15 protein-coding genes are annotated in these 16,109 nt (G+C 38.9%); 11 read left to right on the top strand and 4 right to left on the bottom strand.

Going from position 1 to position 16,109, the window contains the following annotated elements; all coding sequences use genetic code 11:
- The 3 genes from K1X82_06990 to K1X82_06980 all read right to left on the bottom strand — a co-directional run.
- Window positions 1–1,361: hypothetical protein (locus tag K1X82_06990; protein ID MBX7181839.1), on the bottom strand; the 1,361-nt coding region annotated here is incomplete at its 3' end.
- Between the two features lie 46 nt (window positions 1,362–1,407).
- Window positions 1,408–2,229, bottom strand: coding sequence for a hypothetical protein (locus K1X82_06985; GenBank protein ID MBX7181838.1), 822 nt, complete (start codon window positions 2,227–2,229; stop codon window positions 1,408–1,410).
- A gap of 64 nt (window positions 2,230–2,293) precedes the next feature.
- Window positions 2,294–2,488: a hypothetical protein gene (locus K1X82_06980; protein MBX7181837.1), complete on the bottom strand. Its 195-nt coding sequence runs from the start codon at window positions 2,486–2,488 to the stop codon at window positions 2,294–2,296.
- 745 nt (window positions 2,489–3,233) lie between these two features.
- Between K1X82_06980 and K1X82_06975 the strand changes: the two genes are divergently transcribed.
- The 8 genes from K1X82_06975 to K1X82_06940 all read left to right on the top strand — a co-directional run bounded on the left by K1X82_06975 (window position 3,234) and on the right by K1X82_06940 (window position 12,230).
- Entirely contained in the window at window positions 3,234–3,824 is a 591-nt protein-coding gene (locus K1X82_06975; protein ID MBX7181836.1) for a sigma-70 family RNA polymerase sigma factor, read from the top strand.
- 2 nt (window positions 3,825–3,826) lie between these two features.
- A complete protein-coding gene (locus K1X82_06970; GenBank protein MBX7181835.1) occupies window positions 3,827–4,984 on the top strand; it encodes a hypothetical protein in 1,158 nt (385 codons plus the stop codon).
- A 372-nt stretch (window positions 4,985–5,356) separates the two neighbouring features.
- Window positions 5,357–7,345: a S9 family peptidase gene (locus tag K1X82_06965; protein MBX7181834.1), complete on the top strand. Its 1,989-nt coding sequence runs from the start codon at window positions 5,357–5,359 to the stop codon at window positions 7,343–7,345.
- Window positions 7,321–7,641, top strand: coding sequence for a DUF721 domain-containing protein (locus K1X82_06960; protein MBX7181833.1), 321 nt, complete (start codon window positions 7,321–7,323; stop codon window positions 7,639–7,641). The genes K1X82_06965 and K1X82_06960 overlap by 25 nt, the downstream gene beginning before the upstream one ends.
- 138 nt (window positions 7,642–7,779) lie before the next feature.
- Window positions 7,780–8,406: an FKBP-type peptidyl-prolyl cis-trans isomerase gene (locus K1X82_06955; protein ID MBX7181832.1), complete on the top strand. Its 627-nt coding sequence runs from the start codon at window positions 7,780–7,782 to the stop codon at window positions 8,404–8,406.
- Between the two features lie 123 nt (window positions 8,407–8,529).
- Window positions 8,530–10,857 carry a T9SS type A sorting domain-containing protein gene (locus K1X82_06950; protein ID MBX7181831.1) on the top strand — a complete coding sequence of 776 codons (2,328 nt, stop codon included), beginning with the start codon at window positions 8,530–8,532 and terminating at the stop codon, window positions 10,855–10,857.
- An 11-nt stretch (window positions 10,858–10,868) separates the two neighbouring features.
- Window positions 10,869–11,912, top strand: a complete 1,044-nt coding sequence (locus tag K1X82_06945; protein MBX7181830.1) for an RluA family pseudouridine synthase — start codon at window positions 10,869–10,871, stop codon at window positions 11,910–11,912.
- A 90-nt stretch (window positions 11,913–12,002) separates the two neighbouring features.
- Complete coding sequence (locus tag K1X82_06940) at window positions 12,003–12,230, top strand: hypothetical protein (protein MBX7181829.1); 228 nt, start codon at window positions 12,003–12,005, stop codon at window positions 12,228–12,230.
- On the opposite strand, the gene K1X82_06935 is transcribed toward K1X82_06940, so the two are convergent.
- Window positions 12,227–12,877, bottom strand: a complete 651-nt coding sequence (locus K1X82_06935; GenBank protein ID MBX7181828.1) for an HAD family phosphatase — start codon at window positions 12,875–12,877, stop codon at window positions 12,227–12,229. The genes K1X82_06940 and K1X82_06935 overlap by 4 nt on opposite strands.
- Window positions 12,878–12,983: 106 nt before the next feature.
- On the opposite strand from K1X82_06935, the gene K1X82_06930 reads away from it, so the two are divergent.
- The 3 genes from K1X82_06930 to K1X82_06920 are packed head-to-tail and all read left to right on the top strand — an operon-like array spanning window position 12,984 to window position 16,085.
- A complete protein-coding gene (locus tag K1X82_06930) occupies window positions 12,984–13,685 on the top strand; it encodes a response regulator transcription factor (protein MBX7181827.1) in 702 nt (233 codons plus the stop codon).
- Between the two features lie 12 nt (window positions 13,686–13,697).
- Complete coding sequence (locus K1X82_06925) at window positions 13,698–15,146, top strand: polysaccharide biosynthesis C-terminal domain-containing protein (protein MBX7181826.1); 1,449 nt, start codon at window positions 13,698–13,700, stop codon at window positions 15,144–15,146.
- A gap of 48 nt (window positions 15,147–15,194) precedes the next feature.
- Complete coding sequence (locus K1X82_06920) at window positions 15,195–16,085, top strand: ABC transporter permease (GenBank protein ID MBX7181825.1); 891 nt, start codon at window positions 15,195–15,197, stop codon at window positions 16,083–16,085.
- The last annotated feature ends 24 nt before the right edge of the window (window positions 16,086–16,109 follow it).

The raw sequence follows: 16,109 nt of genomic DNA, 5'->3' as shown, positions 1-16,109 counted from the left end.
AATTTTTGGCCCATTTCTTCTTGAATGGAAGAGCTGGCATCTCCACAATACCATAGTTTTTCTTCAAAGTTGCCATAGGTTTCAAAAAACAACATACCCTTAAAAATAAAAAAATCATATGGACCACTATCTTCAGCACCAGGGTAAAGGTCTGCTAAAAGTTCAGTGCCTGCAGTGGACCCATCGCTTACCCATAATTCTTGTCCATGGATTTCATCTCTAGCGCCAAAATATAATTTTCCATTGTAATTAATTGCATTTCCGAAATTGGTAGCTCCTGAATTAGTGCCGGTATAAATATCTTTAAGCATTCCTGTTCCTGATTCTGTGCCGTCTGTTTGCCAAACTTCTGTTCCATGAATGCCATCCGTTGCACCAAAGTATACTTTATTGCCTACTTGAATAAAGCGACTTGTATAACAGGAGCTAATGTAGCCAGGATTAATGTCTTTTATTAAAGCTGTTCCTTGTGTTGTTCCGTCACTTATCCAGGGTTCATCTCCATATAGGGTCTGGCCTGTTAACCCACCAACGTCTGTGGCTGAAAAATACAAGGTGCCATTTACATCTGAAAAATAACCTGCATCAGAAAGATGCTTTACAATCTGTGTGCCTGCCACTGTGCCATCCGTTGACCATAAACCGGTATTATCGGAATTGCTTCCGGTAAAATAGAATAATTTACCATTCGCCACCGTTGACAAACCTCCAATATTATATCCATATTCATCCCCAATATCATTAAGAATGATTGTTCCTGCAGCTGTTCCATCGGTTACATAATAATGCTGAAAATAATTAGAACCTGCCCAAAAGTACACATGATCATTAAAGGAGATTAATTGTTTTGGTACTGTATTAATATCGTTGGTCGGATCCAGATCAATGAGTTGACTTGTTCCTGCAGCTGTTCCATCAGAAGTCCATATCTTGTTATTTCCAAACCCTTTTTCCACAACAAAAAAGAGTTTGTTTTGGGCAACTGCAAAATCATATATTTTTACTGCATCCGGAATGCTAACTACCAATACTGTTCCAGCCTCTGTTCCATCGGTTTTCCATAGGTCTGAAACGTTGTAGCTTGGTGAATAAGCTGAAAAATAAACAACATTGTTCAGCGTTGCCAAACCAAAAGCTCCATTATTGATACGAGGCGATCCATTAATTAATTGGGTACCATTAGGAGTTCCGTCGCTTTTCCAGACACCTTCATAAGTAAACAGCAATAAAGAATTGTTGACTTCTGCTCTACCAAAGGAGTTTATTCCATCCTTAAATAGTGTAGGTGTGCATTGGGCGCTAGCCAATGAATAAATAAGTAAATTTAAAAAAACAAAACAAGTTGAAAGTTTAATGTTCATAATTGGATAGTTGGGAGTATATGAATAATAAGTATTGTTGATTTGGTTAAATTGGACCAATAGTGTAGCCGAGTGGACCTCTAACTACTTTAAAAAGGTTACAGCCTGCAGTAAACGAGGCTGATTGTAAATTAAAGACATCTGTTTGGGTATAAAATCCATTTAACCCTTCGGCAGAAAAGGTAACCCTTACCGTGTAAAATTCTCCATACTGGTTGATGAGTTGTGGTGTTCCTAGATTAATATAAGAATTGGAAGAACAATTTGGTTCTGTGATTACTGCATTAAGCAAGGTTAATGGAATTGGAACGTTATCTAAGGTAACCCCTAAGATATTCACATAAGAAAGATCAGGATCTGTTGGATTTATACCCACAGCAAGTTTTTTCGAATTATTATTTGTACTACCTAAGCTTCCACATTCTCCTCCCCAAGTGCCTCTTTCGTACAAGGTGGGTATAGTCCACGAAAGACTAGGATAAGAAAATTCCAACTCACCATCAAGTAGTCTTAGTTGGGTATTTGGAAAGTTGTATTCTGGGTCCCAGATGATAATATCTCCATTTAGGGTGCCTTTGAAAAAGCCAGGTGTTAATGAACCTTCTTTTTCACACATATAAACTCTGTTCTCGGCTTCACCTGGAATACCTCCTATAGCAATGTCTGTTCTGTCTCCACTCGGACCCGGTAAGCGGGTCCAAATGCCATAGAAGCTGCCATTGGAATCGTTCACTGAGGGTTCTTTTTTGCAGGAAATTATTTGGGGGCTAATGAGTATAAGAAAACTTAATGGAAGGAGAAAATTGTTTCTAATCATAATTAATTTAACCAATTGAACTGTTTTAATGATAAAAAAATAAGTTATCATAGATAAACTCTAGAACTTTCTAAAACATCTCAAAGGACGCAGTCTTTCCCGACTTTGAAAATACTCATTGATGAGTATTTATTCGTGGTATGCTTATTAATACAGAAGTTCCTTTCTCTGGTTCTGATGTTAATTCAAAGTTGCTACCAAACTCTTGTACCCAGCGTTCAACCGTTTTTGCAACGAAGTAGATTGAGAAACTGGTCTCTGACCGATACTTTTCGTACGTCATATCTTCCCAAATCAGAGTAAGGTACATCTTGTTGGAATAGCAGCAATAAAGGGTTCATATGGTAAAAATGCCAAGTGTTTGTTTCAAATGCTTCGAAGCTAACTTGATGTGGTGGAGAATGGTTTTTGGAAGGGTTGGGCTGGGAGGTGCCCCAAAGGGGGTACTCAAAATATACCTATTCCTGATCAGCAATTCTATAGTTATCGCCAATCAAAATTAAGTTTGGTTAATATTTAAATGTAGGAATAAACAATTGCAAAAAATTGTTTTATTGGCATTAAAAAACGCCTTTCTCAACCGCCCCCGTTGAAAACCTGGGTGAGTTTTTGAGATTTTGGGTTTGGATGGGGTCAAGACAACATAGTCCTCCAGGGTGAATAAAACGCCCTTCTCCATTGCCACCGTTGCAAACAAGGACAAGTGGAAGTAAACCTCCCCCAAAAAACCACGCTCATTCACCTTCCAAAGCCCATTTCATAGTTACACCGGTTGGGTTTGCACCTCGGGCAACGATAGAGCCAGGTAGCCCACAGGACCCCGACGGCGTTAGCCTAGGGGGACGAGGACTACAGGCGATAGCGTGACCCGAACGCCACTTTCCTGTAAGTTGGGAGGGCAGGTAGTTGGCAGGCGTGAAGGGGGCCCGCCTAACCTAATTAACTATTTTATGCAGATTTATTGGAATGCTTTTTCACAAAATCTTTGATGGCAAGCTGGGTATAAAAATATCGACAAGGATTATTTGGGTTAAATATCTACCTACCTTCGCTTAATGTTTGTTTTGTTTAAAAAGAAAGAAGAACGCAGCGACAAAGAATGTGTAGCTCTTTTTAAGCAAACCGGCGATCAGCGCTATTTTACACCTTTGTTTAATAAATATTCGCATTTGGTGTATGGCTCTTGCTTTAAATACCTTGAAAATGAAGAAGATGCCAAAGATGCTGTGCTGGAAATTTTTGAAAAACTCAGAACTGATCTTCAAAAATCAAACATTGAACATTTTTCGTCGTGGCTGTTTATGGTTACCAAAAACCATTGCCTGATGAAGCTAAGAAAAGCAAAAACCAGAGAACAACATCTGGATACCATTTCTTTAGAAACCGGAAGATTTATGGAAAATGGACTGGAAGTGCATCCCAATACAGAAAATGAACAAGAAGCATTGCTTCAACAAATGGAACGTTGTTTAAAAACCTTAGTAGAAAAGCAGAAAATTTGTGTGGAATTATTTTACCTGGAGCGCCTGAACTATGCAGAAGTAGCTCGAAAAGCAGGATTTGATATTAATCAGGTGAAGAGTTTTATTCAAAATGGAAAACGTAACCTGAAATTATGCATTGAAGCCGGAATAAAAGCTGCCTAAACATGAACCAAAGAATCCAACATATTTTCCAACCAACCGAGCACCTGAGCCAGGAGCAGTTGACGAACTATGCTTTGGGACAATTGGAAGGGAAGGAACTGCATATTGTAGAAAGTCATTTGATAGATTGTTCGCTTTGTGAAGCCGCTGTTGAAGGCGCTATTATGTTGGCCGGGCAAGGTAAAAAACCATCACCTGTTTTTTTACCTCCACCGGCAAGTAGCAGAACCATTTACTGGCAATCGGCTGCAGCAATTTTTATAATTGCATTTAGTGTTGGAGGGCTGCTTTGGTGGAATAGTAACAACCAACAGCAAATGGCATTGGAAACCGCCCAACCTGCCGATACCATGGAACCACGGGCACCGGCCATAAGCGATGGTAGTATAACCAAAGAACTAGAAAAAGAGGAGGAACAAACCGGATTCACCAGACACATCAATAAATCTCAACCGGCAACAGTGGATGAACAATCCGGCAACAGCAATAGCTTGGAAAATTTTAGTGCTAACGAAGACACCAAATCATTGGCAGAAACACCTGCTGAAGAACCATTGGCTAAAAATGATTTTCAGAAATTTATTCCGGAAGTACAAAACTCGGATGATGTAACATTTTCTTATCAACCTGGCAAAGAAGCGGAAAGCAGCAAAGAAGCTCTTTCTAAAACAAAAGGCAAAACAAATGGTTCTGTGCGAGAAAAAGAAAGAAAGGATGTAGCCAAGATTCCTGCTGATAGGATAGAAACGAAGGAAGGGAATAATAATGTGAAAAAGGCCGATTCCGTAGTAAATACCTCCCTGGCTATGGAGGAAGTTTTGACATCAGGTAACACTACTACCGTAGTAACCAGTTCTGGAACAAGTCCCAGTTTCCAATGGGATTCCGAAGTGGTGCTGCCTACACCGGAAGAAGCCTATAGGGAGGGACTAAAACAATACTATGCCAGAAATTATGAAGCAGCCATTAAGGAATTTGAATGGATTGAAAATGGAAGTAATTTAAAAGGATTAGCCTTGTATTATAAAGCCCAATCGGCCATTCGATTAGGGAAGTTTACCAAGGCCAAAAATGCTTTGCAGGCTATACTAAATAAAAAATTAGCAGAATCGGTGAAGGCTCAAAAAACATTGGATAGTTTAAAAGCAAGTGGCCATTAATCAGGGCTTTTCGGGAAGTAGTTAGGGTAAGCTGAAAAAGTCATTCAGGTGGAGACTACCATTATTTTAATTCTTGGTATGCGGGCCCCCTCCGCCCAACTAGTTTTTGTATCAACCCCGAAACAACCTGCACGGGCGTTCGGGTCACGCTATCGCCTGTAGTCCTCGTCCCCCGAGGCTAAAGCCGTCGGGGTCCTGTGGGCTACTTGGCTCTATCGTTGCCCGAGGTGCAACCTATTAGCTTATGCGGTATAGACCTTCTATTTGGTGCCATTGAATGTATGAACTATCCTTAAAAATTGGTAGTATTCCAAAATCTAAAAGGAGCTTACTATTAAAATTTGAGATTACCTTTGTTCCAATTAACCATCCATGTTGAAGTATTTACCACTTGCCGGCCTTTTATTGCCGTTACAAATTTTTGCACAAAGTTTAACTCCTGAAGTTTTGGCCACCCTTCCCAAGGTTGGCGAACCGGCCATTTCTCCGGATGGAAAATGGGTTGTGTATGCTGTAGATCAAATTAGCCTAGCCGACAACAAAGGAGACAAAGACTTATTTATTATTTCGGCCTTGGGTGGAAAGGTGAAAAAACTGGTTGGAGGAAAAGGAGGACAATTTGCACCCAAATGGATAAACGATGAAGAATTGGCTTATTTAAACACCGAAAGTGGAGCTCCGCAGGTGTGGAAGGTGAATATTAAATCAGAGAAAACCCAGGCACTAACCAAGGTAGAAGCCGGAGTTGGCGGATTTGAATTGACGGCTGACGGAGGGTTGATTTACCTTTCGGATGTAAAAACCACCAAGGATGTACATGATATTTACCCTGATTTGCCAAAGGTTGAAGCAAGGATTATTGATGATTTATTTTACAGGCATTGGGACAGTTGGGATGATTATTCCAACACCCACGTATTTATTGGACAAAAGGATGCTTCGGGATTGGTAACCGGAGGAAAAGATATTTTAGGAAGCGAAACCTTTGATGCCGAAGAATTTGCAGTATCTCCTGACGGAAAAATGATTGCCTATACCAGTAAAAAATTGAATGGAAAAGATTTTGCAGTGAGTACCAATACCGATATTTATGTGTACCGGGTTGAAACCGGGATAACGGATAACATAACAAATGGAAACATGGGATATGACCGAAGTCCGGTTTTTAGTCATGACGGCACCAAGTTAGCGTATACCTCCATGGCCACACCGGGTTTTGAGAGTGACAAAGCCACTTTGATGGTTTATGATTTCAGCAAGGGTACCAAAACCGACTACACTGAACATTCGGAAGAAAGCGCATCGGATATGGTATGGTCGGCAAAGGATGATAAAATTTTTTATATCTCAGGCACACAGGCTACGTATCAGGTATTTGAGGTAGACCTGGCAACCGAGAACATTCGTCAGATTACCAAGGGTTACCATGATTACAAAAGTTTAACGGCAGGCAGGAGCGAACTAATGGGTTTGCGGGTTTCTATGACTGCACCGGCAGAGATATACAAAATATGGCCGGATGGAAAAGAGGTAAGGTTAACATCGGTTTGCGACGAAATTTGGAATTCGATTCCCAAAGCCAAGGTAGAACGACACATTGTAAAAACCAGGGATGACAAAGACATGCTGGTATGGATGATTTTGCCGCCGGATTTTGATCCAAGCAAGAAATATCCAACCCTTTTGTATTGCCAGGGCGGTCCGCAAAGCGCTGTAAGTCAATTTTTCTCTACCCGGTGGAATTTTCAAATGATGGCCTCCAAGGGTTACATTATTGTTGCTCCCAATCGCAGGGGATTGCCAACTTTTGGAAAGGAATGGAACGATGAAATAAGCGGAGATTGGGGAGGGAAAGCTATTCAGGATTATTTATCGGCAATTGATTTTGCAGCTAAGCTACCTTATGTAAATAGAGAAAAATTAGGAGCTGTTGGGGCTAGCTATGGCGGGTATTCGGTTTATCGTTTGGCGGGCATGCACAATGAGCGATTCAAAGCCTTTGTTGCCCATTGTGGGTTGTTTAATTTAGAAAGCTGGTATGGTACAACGGAAGAGTTGTTCTTTGCCAATCAGGACATTAAAGGCCCGTACTGGGCTGATCCGCAGCCGGATAGCTATCAAAAGTTTTCTCCCCATAAATTTGTTCAGCTATGGGATACGCCCATTTTAGTGATTCATGGAGAAAAAGATTTCAGAGTTCCCATTTCCGAAGGCATGCAGGCATTTCAGGCGGCACAAGTTCAGGGTATTCCAAGCCGCTTTTTGTATTTTCCGGATGAGGGACATTGGATTACCAAGCCCCAAAATACAGTTTTGTGGAACCGGGTGTTTTTTGAATGGCTGGACAAACATTTAAAATAAACATGGCTACCGATCACAATCAAACTGATATAAAGCAGGCTGTGGAAGCTGTAATGAAATATTACGGCTTAACCGAAAAATTTAAGGAATACCAAATGCCGGCGATTTGGGAAAAGGTAATGGGGAAATTTATTGCTTCAAAAACCAACGATGTAAAAATGATAAAAAACAAGTTGTACGTGAAGTTAGACTCAGCGGCATTGAGGCAGGAATTGCAGTTTGACAGAGAAAAAATAAAGGAAATGATTAATGCCGAAGTTGGTGAAAACTTTGTTCAGGAAGTGGTTCTTGGCTAGTAGCAATTGGGTTAAAACCTGTTAAGTAGAGAACAAAAATCAGTACGGCAAAGAAAATACATTACATTCGCCCTCCACATCATCAACATGAAAAAGATTGTTCTTTCATTAGCGGCAGTTGTCAGTGTAGGCAGTGCCATGTCACAAACCAAATCCAAAATTGTTTTGAAAAACGAAACGGATACGGTAGTTTATGTTATGGCTAATAACGTATCCAAGTACTTTATACAAATGGGTATTGAAAATCCCAATTTGGAGATCATTAAACAAGCCTTTCAGGAAGCTTATGGTAAAGTTACCCCATCCATTGATGCCACTACCGGAGAGACTTATGTACGTAAATTTTCAGAAAAACAAAAACAAATGAAGGGCAGAAAAAACCTGGAAGCCGGAAAAAAATTCCTGGAAGAAAACAAAAAGAAAAAAGGCATAGTAGAGTTGCCTGATGGTTTGCAATATGAAGTAATTACCATGGGTACCGGTGAAAAGCCAACCGTTCAGGATAAGGTAAAAACCCATTACCATGGCACTCTGATTGACGGAACTGTTTTTGATAGCAGTGTTCAGCGTGGACAACCGATTTCATTTCCTTTGAATGGAGTTATTAAAGGTTGGACCGAGGCTTTGCAACTTATGCCAGTTGGAAGCAAGTTTAGGTTGTTTATTCCCCCACATTTAGCTTATGGCGAAAATGGAAGCGGACCGGTAATAGGACCTAATTCTACCCTGATTTTTGAGGTGGAATTAATAGCCATCGAAAAATAAAACAGTAAAAGAAATCCGTTATTTTTGAAAGGGATACTTAGGAATAAGTATCCCTTTATCTTTTTATTGAATCACCAAGCAATACAAAGTCTAAATTTGCGTTGCCGCAAGGAAAAAATTTCAATGACCAGATTTTTATATTCCATTCTTCTTTCAATACTATGGCTAGGTGTTTGGGCCCAGCATGGACCGGAGGTAATTACCGATTTACATGTTCATGCAAGCCAATATAATAAGAGTTTAGCTCAACCCCATCGCCCTAAATCCATAGGCGACACCCTTAACTTCTTCCAATTTAAAACTTTAAAACTACCCTTTGTAGAAGATTTTTCAAGAACATCATTCTTTTATTCTTACCAGGCCGGCACCTACGATGTAACCAACCATTTCCATTACAAGCGCTTTTTAGTGGATGGTTCATATTTGGATAATTTCATTGGAACTACAGATACTACTTATCGCTATGTCTATAACCAATTGCTTGATTCCAGTTGGACCATTGTTTCTTCGGTTGCCAATCCTGCATCTCTGATTCAATTTTTTAACTACGAAAATCCTAACATCCCTTATTTGGAGGTTCCCTATTTTAAAAACTACAATACCTTAGATAGTAATTATCTGAATGGAACTTTTGGATCAGGAATACAATATGTTGACTCAGTAGTTTTGGTTAACGATAGTTTTACCCTCGCTCATTGTTCCCCAAATGATACTGTTTTTTGGACCGACAATGACGTATTTGTTAACAACGATTACCCTATTCAACCTCCTACCATCGGGGTAGCTACCTTTGATGGTGCCGATTCATCCGGTGTTCCTTACGATTGGAGTGTTGGACCTAATTATTTCCCTCACGGAAAAGCCGATTACCTGAGTTCTGCACCCATTGATCTCAGTGAATATAGTGAGGCTGATTCTATTTACTTTTCCTTTTATTACCAAGCTCAAGGCAGAGGAGCCAATGCCCCTCAAAATATTGACAGCTTGGTTCTACAATTTAAAGATACTGCCGGAATTTGGAGAAATGTTTGGTACTCGGAAGGATATTCCCTGACTGGAATGACCGAGGATGAACAATTTCAGTTTGCCTCCATTTGGGTGGATACCACCTATTATTCCAATTCATTCCAATTTAGGTTTTTGAATTGGGCCACTTTAACCGGAGCCGTAGATTTATGGCATATCGATATGGTTCGCCTGGATAAAAACAGAAACAACAATGATAAATATTACCTGGATGGTGCATTTATTTACAACTATCACTCCCCATTAAAAGAATACCAAAGTGTTCCTTACCTCCATTACTCAGCTAAAAACGATACCTCCTTCTTTATGCTGGATTCCCTGGTAACCCCTGGATTCCACAACCAACATTTCAACGAGTTAAGCCTCAGACTATTCTATACCATGGAAGGCGATGGACTTGGCCCTATTACCTGCGGGGAATCCAATGGAAACCTGGCTCCGGGAGTTTCCTGCTTTTTATCGGCAGGCTGTTTTGACGTTGCAGGGGGAAATTCGTTTCAATTGCCTAAGTTGAATGATAGCTATGAATTCCCTTCCAACATAACCGGAAACGATACGGCCAACTACGAATTTAAAATTTATTCGAAAGGGGTAGCTTCTGACCTGATAAGATCAAACGATACTGTTACTTTCCACCAAAAATTCTACAACTATTATGCATATGATGATGGCACAGCAGAAAACGGATACGGATTAAATGTAAACAACTCCATGCTTGCCATGCGCTTTAAGATTTACAAACAGGATTTTTTGAGAGCAGTAGCCATGTACTTTGACCCCATTTCTATCAATTTCTTTGCTCAAAATAGTCCTTACATGTTTACCTTAAAAGTATGGACAGGAAATGAGTATCCGGAAAACTTAATTTACGAAAAAGATTCTTTGAAACCAAAGTTTGGCACATCCGACTTTTTTACCCGAATTAATGATTTTGCTTATTATTTTATTGATACGGATTTGGTGGTTGATACCGGTGGATACGTGTTTATTGGCTGGCAGCAGCAAACCAACCAGGTATTAGGATTAGGATTTGACAGAAACATCAATTCCAATGAGAACATGTTTTACGACATTCAGGATGGGAACGGTTGGTATCAGAGTCAGCTACCCGGAACCTGGATGATCAGACCATGCTTTGGAGATCCATTTACAACTCCAATTGGCATGGAAGAAAAATCGCCTGCATGGAATTTTGGAATCCTTCCCAACCCTGCCAACCAAACCATCAGGCTGCATTCCAACCAATTTGAATTTGGCAAAAAATATAGGGCTGAAATCAAAGATATCTCCGGACGAATACTCATCAATGCAGATGCAACCGAAGTAATACAGGTTGGGGAGTTACAAAGTGGAGTATACTTGGTATCGGTAGTTGACAACCGGGGTGTTTCCTTCAAAACACAGAAATTGCTCGTTTCCCATTAATTCGGAAAGGCATGAAGTACGAGTTGGAAGAAGATGAATTTCTGCAAGGGCAGGAGGACGAGCAAGAGTTATTTGAACATCATCGGTTTAAAGCCGATCGAGGGCAAGAGCCACTTCGGGTAGATAAATTTCTATTAAACAGAATTGAAAATGCTTCACGAACCAAAATTCAGTTAGCGGCCGAAAACGGCAATATTTTGGCCAATGGTAAAGCGGTAAAAAGCAATTATCGGGTAAAGGCACATGATGTCATACAGGTTGTTATGGCTCATCCTCCGAGGGATAAAGAAATTATTCCGGAAAACATTCCTTTGGATATTGTTTACGAAGATGACGATTTAGTAGTGATTAATAAACAAGCCGGTTTGGTAGTACACCCGGGATATGGTAATTATTCAGGCACCCTGGTAAATGCCTTAATGTATCATTTTAAAAATTTGCCTCAACTTCCCGGCAACGAAATACCCCGTCCGGGATTAGTTCATAGACTTGACAAAGACACCTCTGGTATTATGGTTATGGCAAAGAGTGAAATTGCCATGGTAAAATTAGCCAGTCAATTTTTTAATCGCACCACCAAACGAACGTATCAGGCCATAGTTTGGGGAAATCCGGAACAGGACCAAGGCACGGTAATCGGACATATAGGTCGGGGGATAAAGGATAGAAAAGTTTTTGAGGTGTATTTAGATGGAAGTCAAGGCAAGCATGCTGTAACCCATTATAAGGTTTTAGAGCGGTTTAGCTATGTGAGTTTAATAGAATGTAAACTAGAAACCGGAAGGACCCATCAGATTCGGGTACACATGAAGCACCTTGGACATCCATTGTTTAATGATGAAACTTACGGAGGGAACAAGGTACTTAAGGGAACAACCTTTGCCAAGTACAAACAATTTGTAGAAAACTGCATGGAGCTTTGTCCTAGGCATGCCTTGCATGCAAAATCCCTTGGTTTTATACATCCGACTACCGGAGAAGAAATGTTTTTTGACAGCGAGTTACCAACTGACATGCAGAATTTGATAGAAAAATGGAGAAAATACAGTGCCTGATAGTTGGAATTCTTAAAAAAGATTATTAATTTTGAGAACAGGCAATAAAGCCTCTGTACACTCGTTTTCCAGGCACTTTAAATTTTTCATATGGGAATTGTTTACACGAATAAAAATCAATCATCCGGGGAGAAGACTATTGAATGGCAAGAAGAATTGGAAATGGAATCATTAAACTTAAGCCAGGAGGAAAAGAAAATTTTGGACGAAGGAATAACAGAGCCATCCGGTACAACCATTCAGGGTATTTTGAACTATAGTAAAACGACTGAATTCAGTACGACCTCTTCCGGAGATTTCAAAGGAAACAAGAACTAAGTTAGGAAAAGGTCTTCTACTTTTTCACCATTTAGTACGTTCAAGTGGTAGGCTTGAAGACCCACAGCTTTTGCTCCTTCCACATGTTGTATGCTATCATCAATAAATAAGGTAGTATTGGGGTTAAGCTTATTTTCATCCAGGATAAGTTGGAAGCAATCTGCGTTGGGTTTACGCAAACCTATTTGAAAGGAAAGGTATTGTTTTTCCATTAATTCAGCAAAATCAACAAAACCATGTGCTTGTTCCAGGTATTTGGTATAAGCATCATAATGAATTTTATTGGTATTACTCAATAGGAAGGTACGGTATTTATTTCGGATATTTTTAAGCAATTGCACCCGAATGGCGGGCAAATCCAGTAACATGGCATTCCAAGCTGAATCAATTTGTTTATTGCTCAAACCCGGAACAAGGATTCGCCGGGCTTCATCGCGGAATTGATCCGGATTTAGCTTTCCTGTTTCTAAATCATCGAATAATGAAGATTGTTTAGCTTGTGAATAAGCTTGGTCAAAGTGGAGTACACCCAATTGTTCGAAGGCATTTTGAGTAAGGTAATAATCGATATTTAATAAAACCCCACCTAAATCGAAAATAATGGTTTCCACTGAAGGGAAAAGATCCGTACGAAGTTTGAAATTCATAATTTGGCGACAAAGGTAAGGATGCAAAAGAACAATCAAGAGCAAATACGAACTGAAAAGGATTTGTTTTTGCTATCAAACTTTCCCAATTTCTACCTTTCTTTGCATCGTGCAGAATGCCCGAATCTTATTAGTTGAAGACGAAGAAAGTTTGTTGGATGTAATCAAGCTCAATTTAGAACTTGAAGGATATGCTGTTTACACTGCCACAACGGGTGGAGAAGCCTTAAAAGAAATTCGTAATAAGCGATTTGATTTAGTATTGTTAGATGTTATGTTGCCCGAAATTGATGGATTTACGATCTGTCAGACCTTAAGGTTGGAGAACAACAATGTACCTATCCTCTTTATCACAGCAAAAAATTCGAGTGAGGATAGGGTTTTTGGATTAAAAATTGGGGCTGATGATTATTTGGCAAAACCTTTTGATTTAGAAGAACTATTGCTCCGCATACAATTGTTATTGCGTCGAAATAAAAAAGAAGGCAATTTACCATCTACTTATACCATCAATGGTTGTCTGATTAATTTTACTAGTTTTGAAATAAGTGATTCCAAAGGACAGCTGCATACACTTTCCAAAAAAGAAATGATGTTATTACGCTTATTAGTTGAGCGTAAGAATGAGGTAGTTAGTCGGGAGCAGATATTAGATACAGTATGGGGATATAATTCGTTTCCAAACACCCGAACCATTGATAATTTGATTGTTGATTTTCGAAAATACTTTGAAACAGACCCTAAAAACCCCAGGCATTTCATTTCTATTCGGGGTGTAGGTTATAAATACAGTGAGTTGAATCCTTAAGCCTTTTTAAACTTGTCTCAGAAGAAATTTGTAACCAATCTTGCCTTACTCCTATTCCTAAACTTGCTCATCAAGCCATTTTGGATATTGGGAATAGACCGAGAGGTTCAGAATTTGGTTGGCGAGACGGAATATGGTTTATATTTTGCCTTATTCAATTTGAGTTTGGTAATGAATATCCTACTGGATGTTGGGATTACCAATTTCAACAACCGAAATATTTCACAGCATAGTTTTTTATTGAACAAGCACCTTTCGTCTTTGGTAGTTTTAAAACTCCTATTGGCGATTTTTTATTCGATTATTTTATTGGTAGTAGGTGTTCTGCTCCAGTATGATGAAAGAAAATTATGGATGTTGGTTGGATTGGGATTCAATCAGTTTTTACTTTCCTTCATTTTGTATTTAAGATCCAACATTCAAGGATTGCATTTGTTTAAGATAGACAGTTTTATTTCCGTACTGGATCGCTTATTAATGATATTTATTTGCGGAGGTTTACTGTTGAGTCATACCTACCAAAAGCGGTTTACTGTTGAGCATTTTATTTGGATTCAGAGTTTTTGTTACTTCTTAACAGCCTTGTTTACTCTGGTAATTGTATTAAAAAAGGCAAGGTTAAAAAGGCTACAATGGAATCCTATGTTATTGAGGGTAATTTTAAAAAAGAGCTTTCCTTTTGCCATGCTTACCTTATTAATGGCATTTTACAATCGTATTGATACAGTTATGTTAGAGCGCTTACTTCCGGATGGAGCGGAACAATCAGGCATTTACGCACAAGCTTATCGGTTATTGGATTCGGCCAATATGATTGCTTATTTATTTTCAGTACTATTACTTCCCTTGTTTTCAAAAATGCTCAAGGAAAAGGAATCCATTGGAGAAGTTAGTCAATTGGCATTTCGATTATTATTTGTACCGGCCCTAATCCTGGTTGGACTTTGCATCAGTTTTAACAAGGAAATTATAACGATGCTTTATCCGCAGTCTGAGGAATCATCCTATGAGGTATTAGCGGTATTAATGCTCTGTTTTTTACCCATTTGCTCTTCCTATGTATTTGGCACTTTATTAACCGCGAATGGAAGTTTAAGGGAACTGAACTATATTGCTTTGGGCAGTATGGTATTAAATGTTGGTTTAAATTTTGTGTTTATTCCAACCATGAAGGCTAATGGAGCGGCCTTAGCCAGCTTAACCACTCAGGTATTTAATAGTATAGCTCAAGTATGGATTGTAAGGCAAAAGTTTAAAATCAACTTCTCTATTTATGATTTACTTCGATTTTCAATACTTTCCATTTTCTGCATATTTGGGTTTTCGCTTATTTCAAACCAATTTAGTTCGATGTATTGGCTGCTTAAATTTATTAGTCTAGGTGGATTAGGTTTGGTAATAGCATTCCTGCTTCAGTTAATTAGCATAAAAACCATCTACAAAGTATTTCGTTCCGAATAAGAATAGAACTCACTATAGCATAGGCATGAGACATAAAAAGTAGTTGGAATGAGACTATTTTTGCAATCTGAATTTAATTCGTTGGAAAACCAGAAGGAACAAAATTGGACAATGGAAATCAAACCAACCAAATCATGGTTTGATATTGGTTTAGGTGATGTTTGGAATTACAGAGATTTACTTTGGTTATTTGTAAAAAGAGATATTGTTACCGTTTATCAGCAAACCATTTTAGGTGTGTTTTGGTTCTTTATCCCACCTGTTTTAACTACCATAACCTACTTAGTAATTTTTAGTGAAGTTGCGAAAATCCCAACTAACGACTCCCCCCCTGTTTTGTTTTACCTATGCGGTATTGTTATTTGGAGCTATTTTGCTGAGTGTTTCAACAGAACCTCTGCCACCTTTTCATCCAATGCAGGAATTTTCGGAAAGGTGTATTTTCCCAGGTTAGTGGTTCCAATGTCAACTGTAATTTCGAGTCTCTTTAAATTTGGTGTCCAGTTTTTACTATTCCTTTTGATTTTTGGCTTTTATTTTATTAAATATCCAGGTACCCTCCAGGTGGGATTATCCATATTCCTTCTGCCCTATTTACTTCTTCTCATGGCAGTTATAGGAATGGGAACCGGAATGATTTTCTCCTCATTAACTACCAAATACCGTGATTTTACTTTTCTAATCGGATTCGGAATGCAATTATTGATGTACGCAACCCCGGTTATTTATCCCACTTCATTCATTCCTGAAAGATTTAGAATCTATTCCCTTATTAATCCATTATCATCCATTGTGGAAACCTTTAGGTATATTTTTTTACATGCAGGTTCAATTCCATGGAATGGTTTAGCTTATTCTTCCATCTTTGCTTTCTTAAGTTTAGTTATAGGGATTTTTGTGTTTTCAAAAGTTGAACGTTCCTTTATGGATACCATTTAAATTCCCAAAAAAAGTATTAGCAAT

The sequence above is a fragment of the Bacteroidia bacterium genome (assembly GCA_019695265.1).
Lineage (GTDB): Bacteria > Bacteroidota > Bacteroidia > JAIBAJ01 > JAIBAJ01 > JAIBAJ01.
The sequence above is the reverse complement of the archived record's forward strand: the minus strand, read 5'-3'. Positions and strand labels throughout refer to the sequence as shown.

Excerpts from the sequence above, each read along its gene's own strand:
- K1X82_06985 (MBX7181838.1), bottom strand. The coding sequence starts at position 2,229 with ATGATAACTTATTTTTTTATCATTAAAACAGTTCAATTGGTTAAATTA.
- K1X82_06980 (MBX7181837.1), bottom strand. The coding sequence starts at position 2,488 with ATGTACCTTACTCTGATTTGGGAAGATATGACGTACGAAAAGTATCGG.
- K1X82_06975 (MBX7181836.1), top strand. The coding sequence starts at position 3,234 with ATGTTTGTTTTGTTTAAAAAGAAAGAAGAACGCAGCGACAAAGAATGT.
- K1X82_06970 (MBX7181835.1), top strand. The coding sequence starts at position 3,827 with ATGAACCAAAGAATCCAACATATTTTCCAACCAACCGAGCACCTGAGC.
- K1X82_06965 (MBX7181834.1), top strand. The coding sequence starts at position 5,357 with ATGTTGAAGTATTTACCACTTGCCGGCCTTTTATTGCCGTTACAAATT.
- K1X82_06960 (MBX7181833.1), top strand. The coding sequence starts at position 7,321 with ATGGCTGGACAAACATTTAAAATAAACATGGCTACCGATCACAATCAA.
- K1X82_06955 (MBX7181832.1), top strand. The coding sequence starts at position 7,780 with ATGTCACAAACCAAATCCAAAATTGTTTTGAAAAACGAAACGGATACG.
- K1X82_06950 (MBX7181831.1), top strand. The coding sequence starts at position 8,530 with ATGACCAGATTTTTATATTCCATTCTTCTTTCAATACTATGGCTAGGT.
- K1X82_06945 (MBX7181830.1), top strand. The coding sequence starts at position 10,869 with ATGAAGTACGAGTTGGAAGAAGATGAATTTCTGCAAGGGCAGGAGGAC.
- K1X82_06940 (MBX7181829.1), top strand. The coding sequence starts at position 12,003 with ATGGGAATTGTTTACACGAATAAAAATCAATCATCCGGGGAGAAGACT.
- K1X82_06935 (MBX7181828.1), bottom strand. The coding sequence starts at position 12,877 with ATGAATTTCAAACTTCGTACGGATCTTTTCCCTTCAGTGGAAACCATT.
- K1X82_06920 (MBX7181825.1), top strand. The coding sequence starts at position 15,195 with ATGAGACTATTTTTGCAATCTGAATTTAATTCGTTGGAAAACCAGAAG.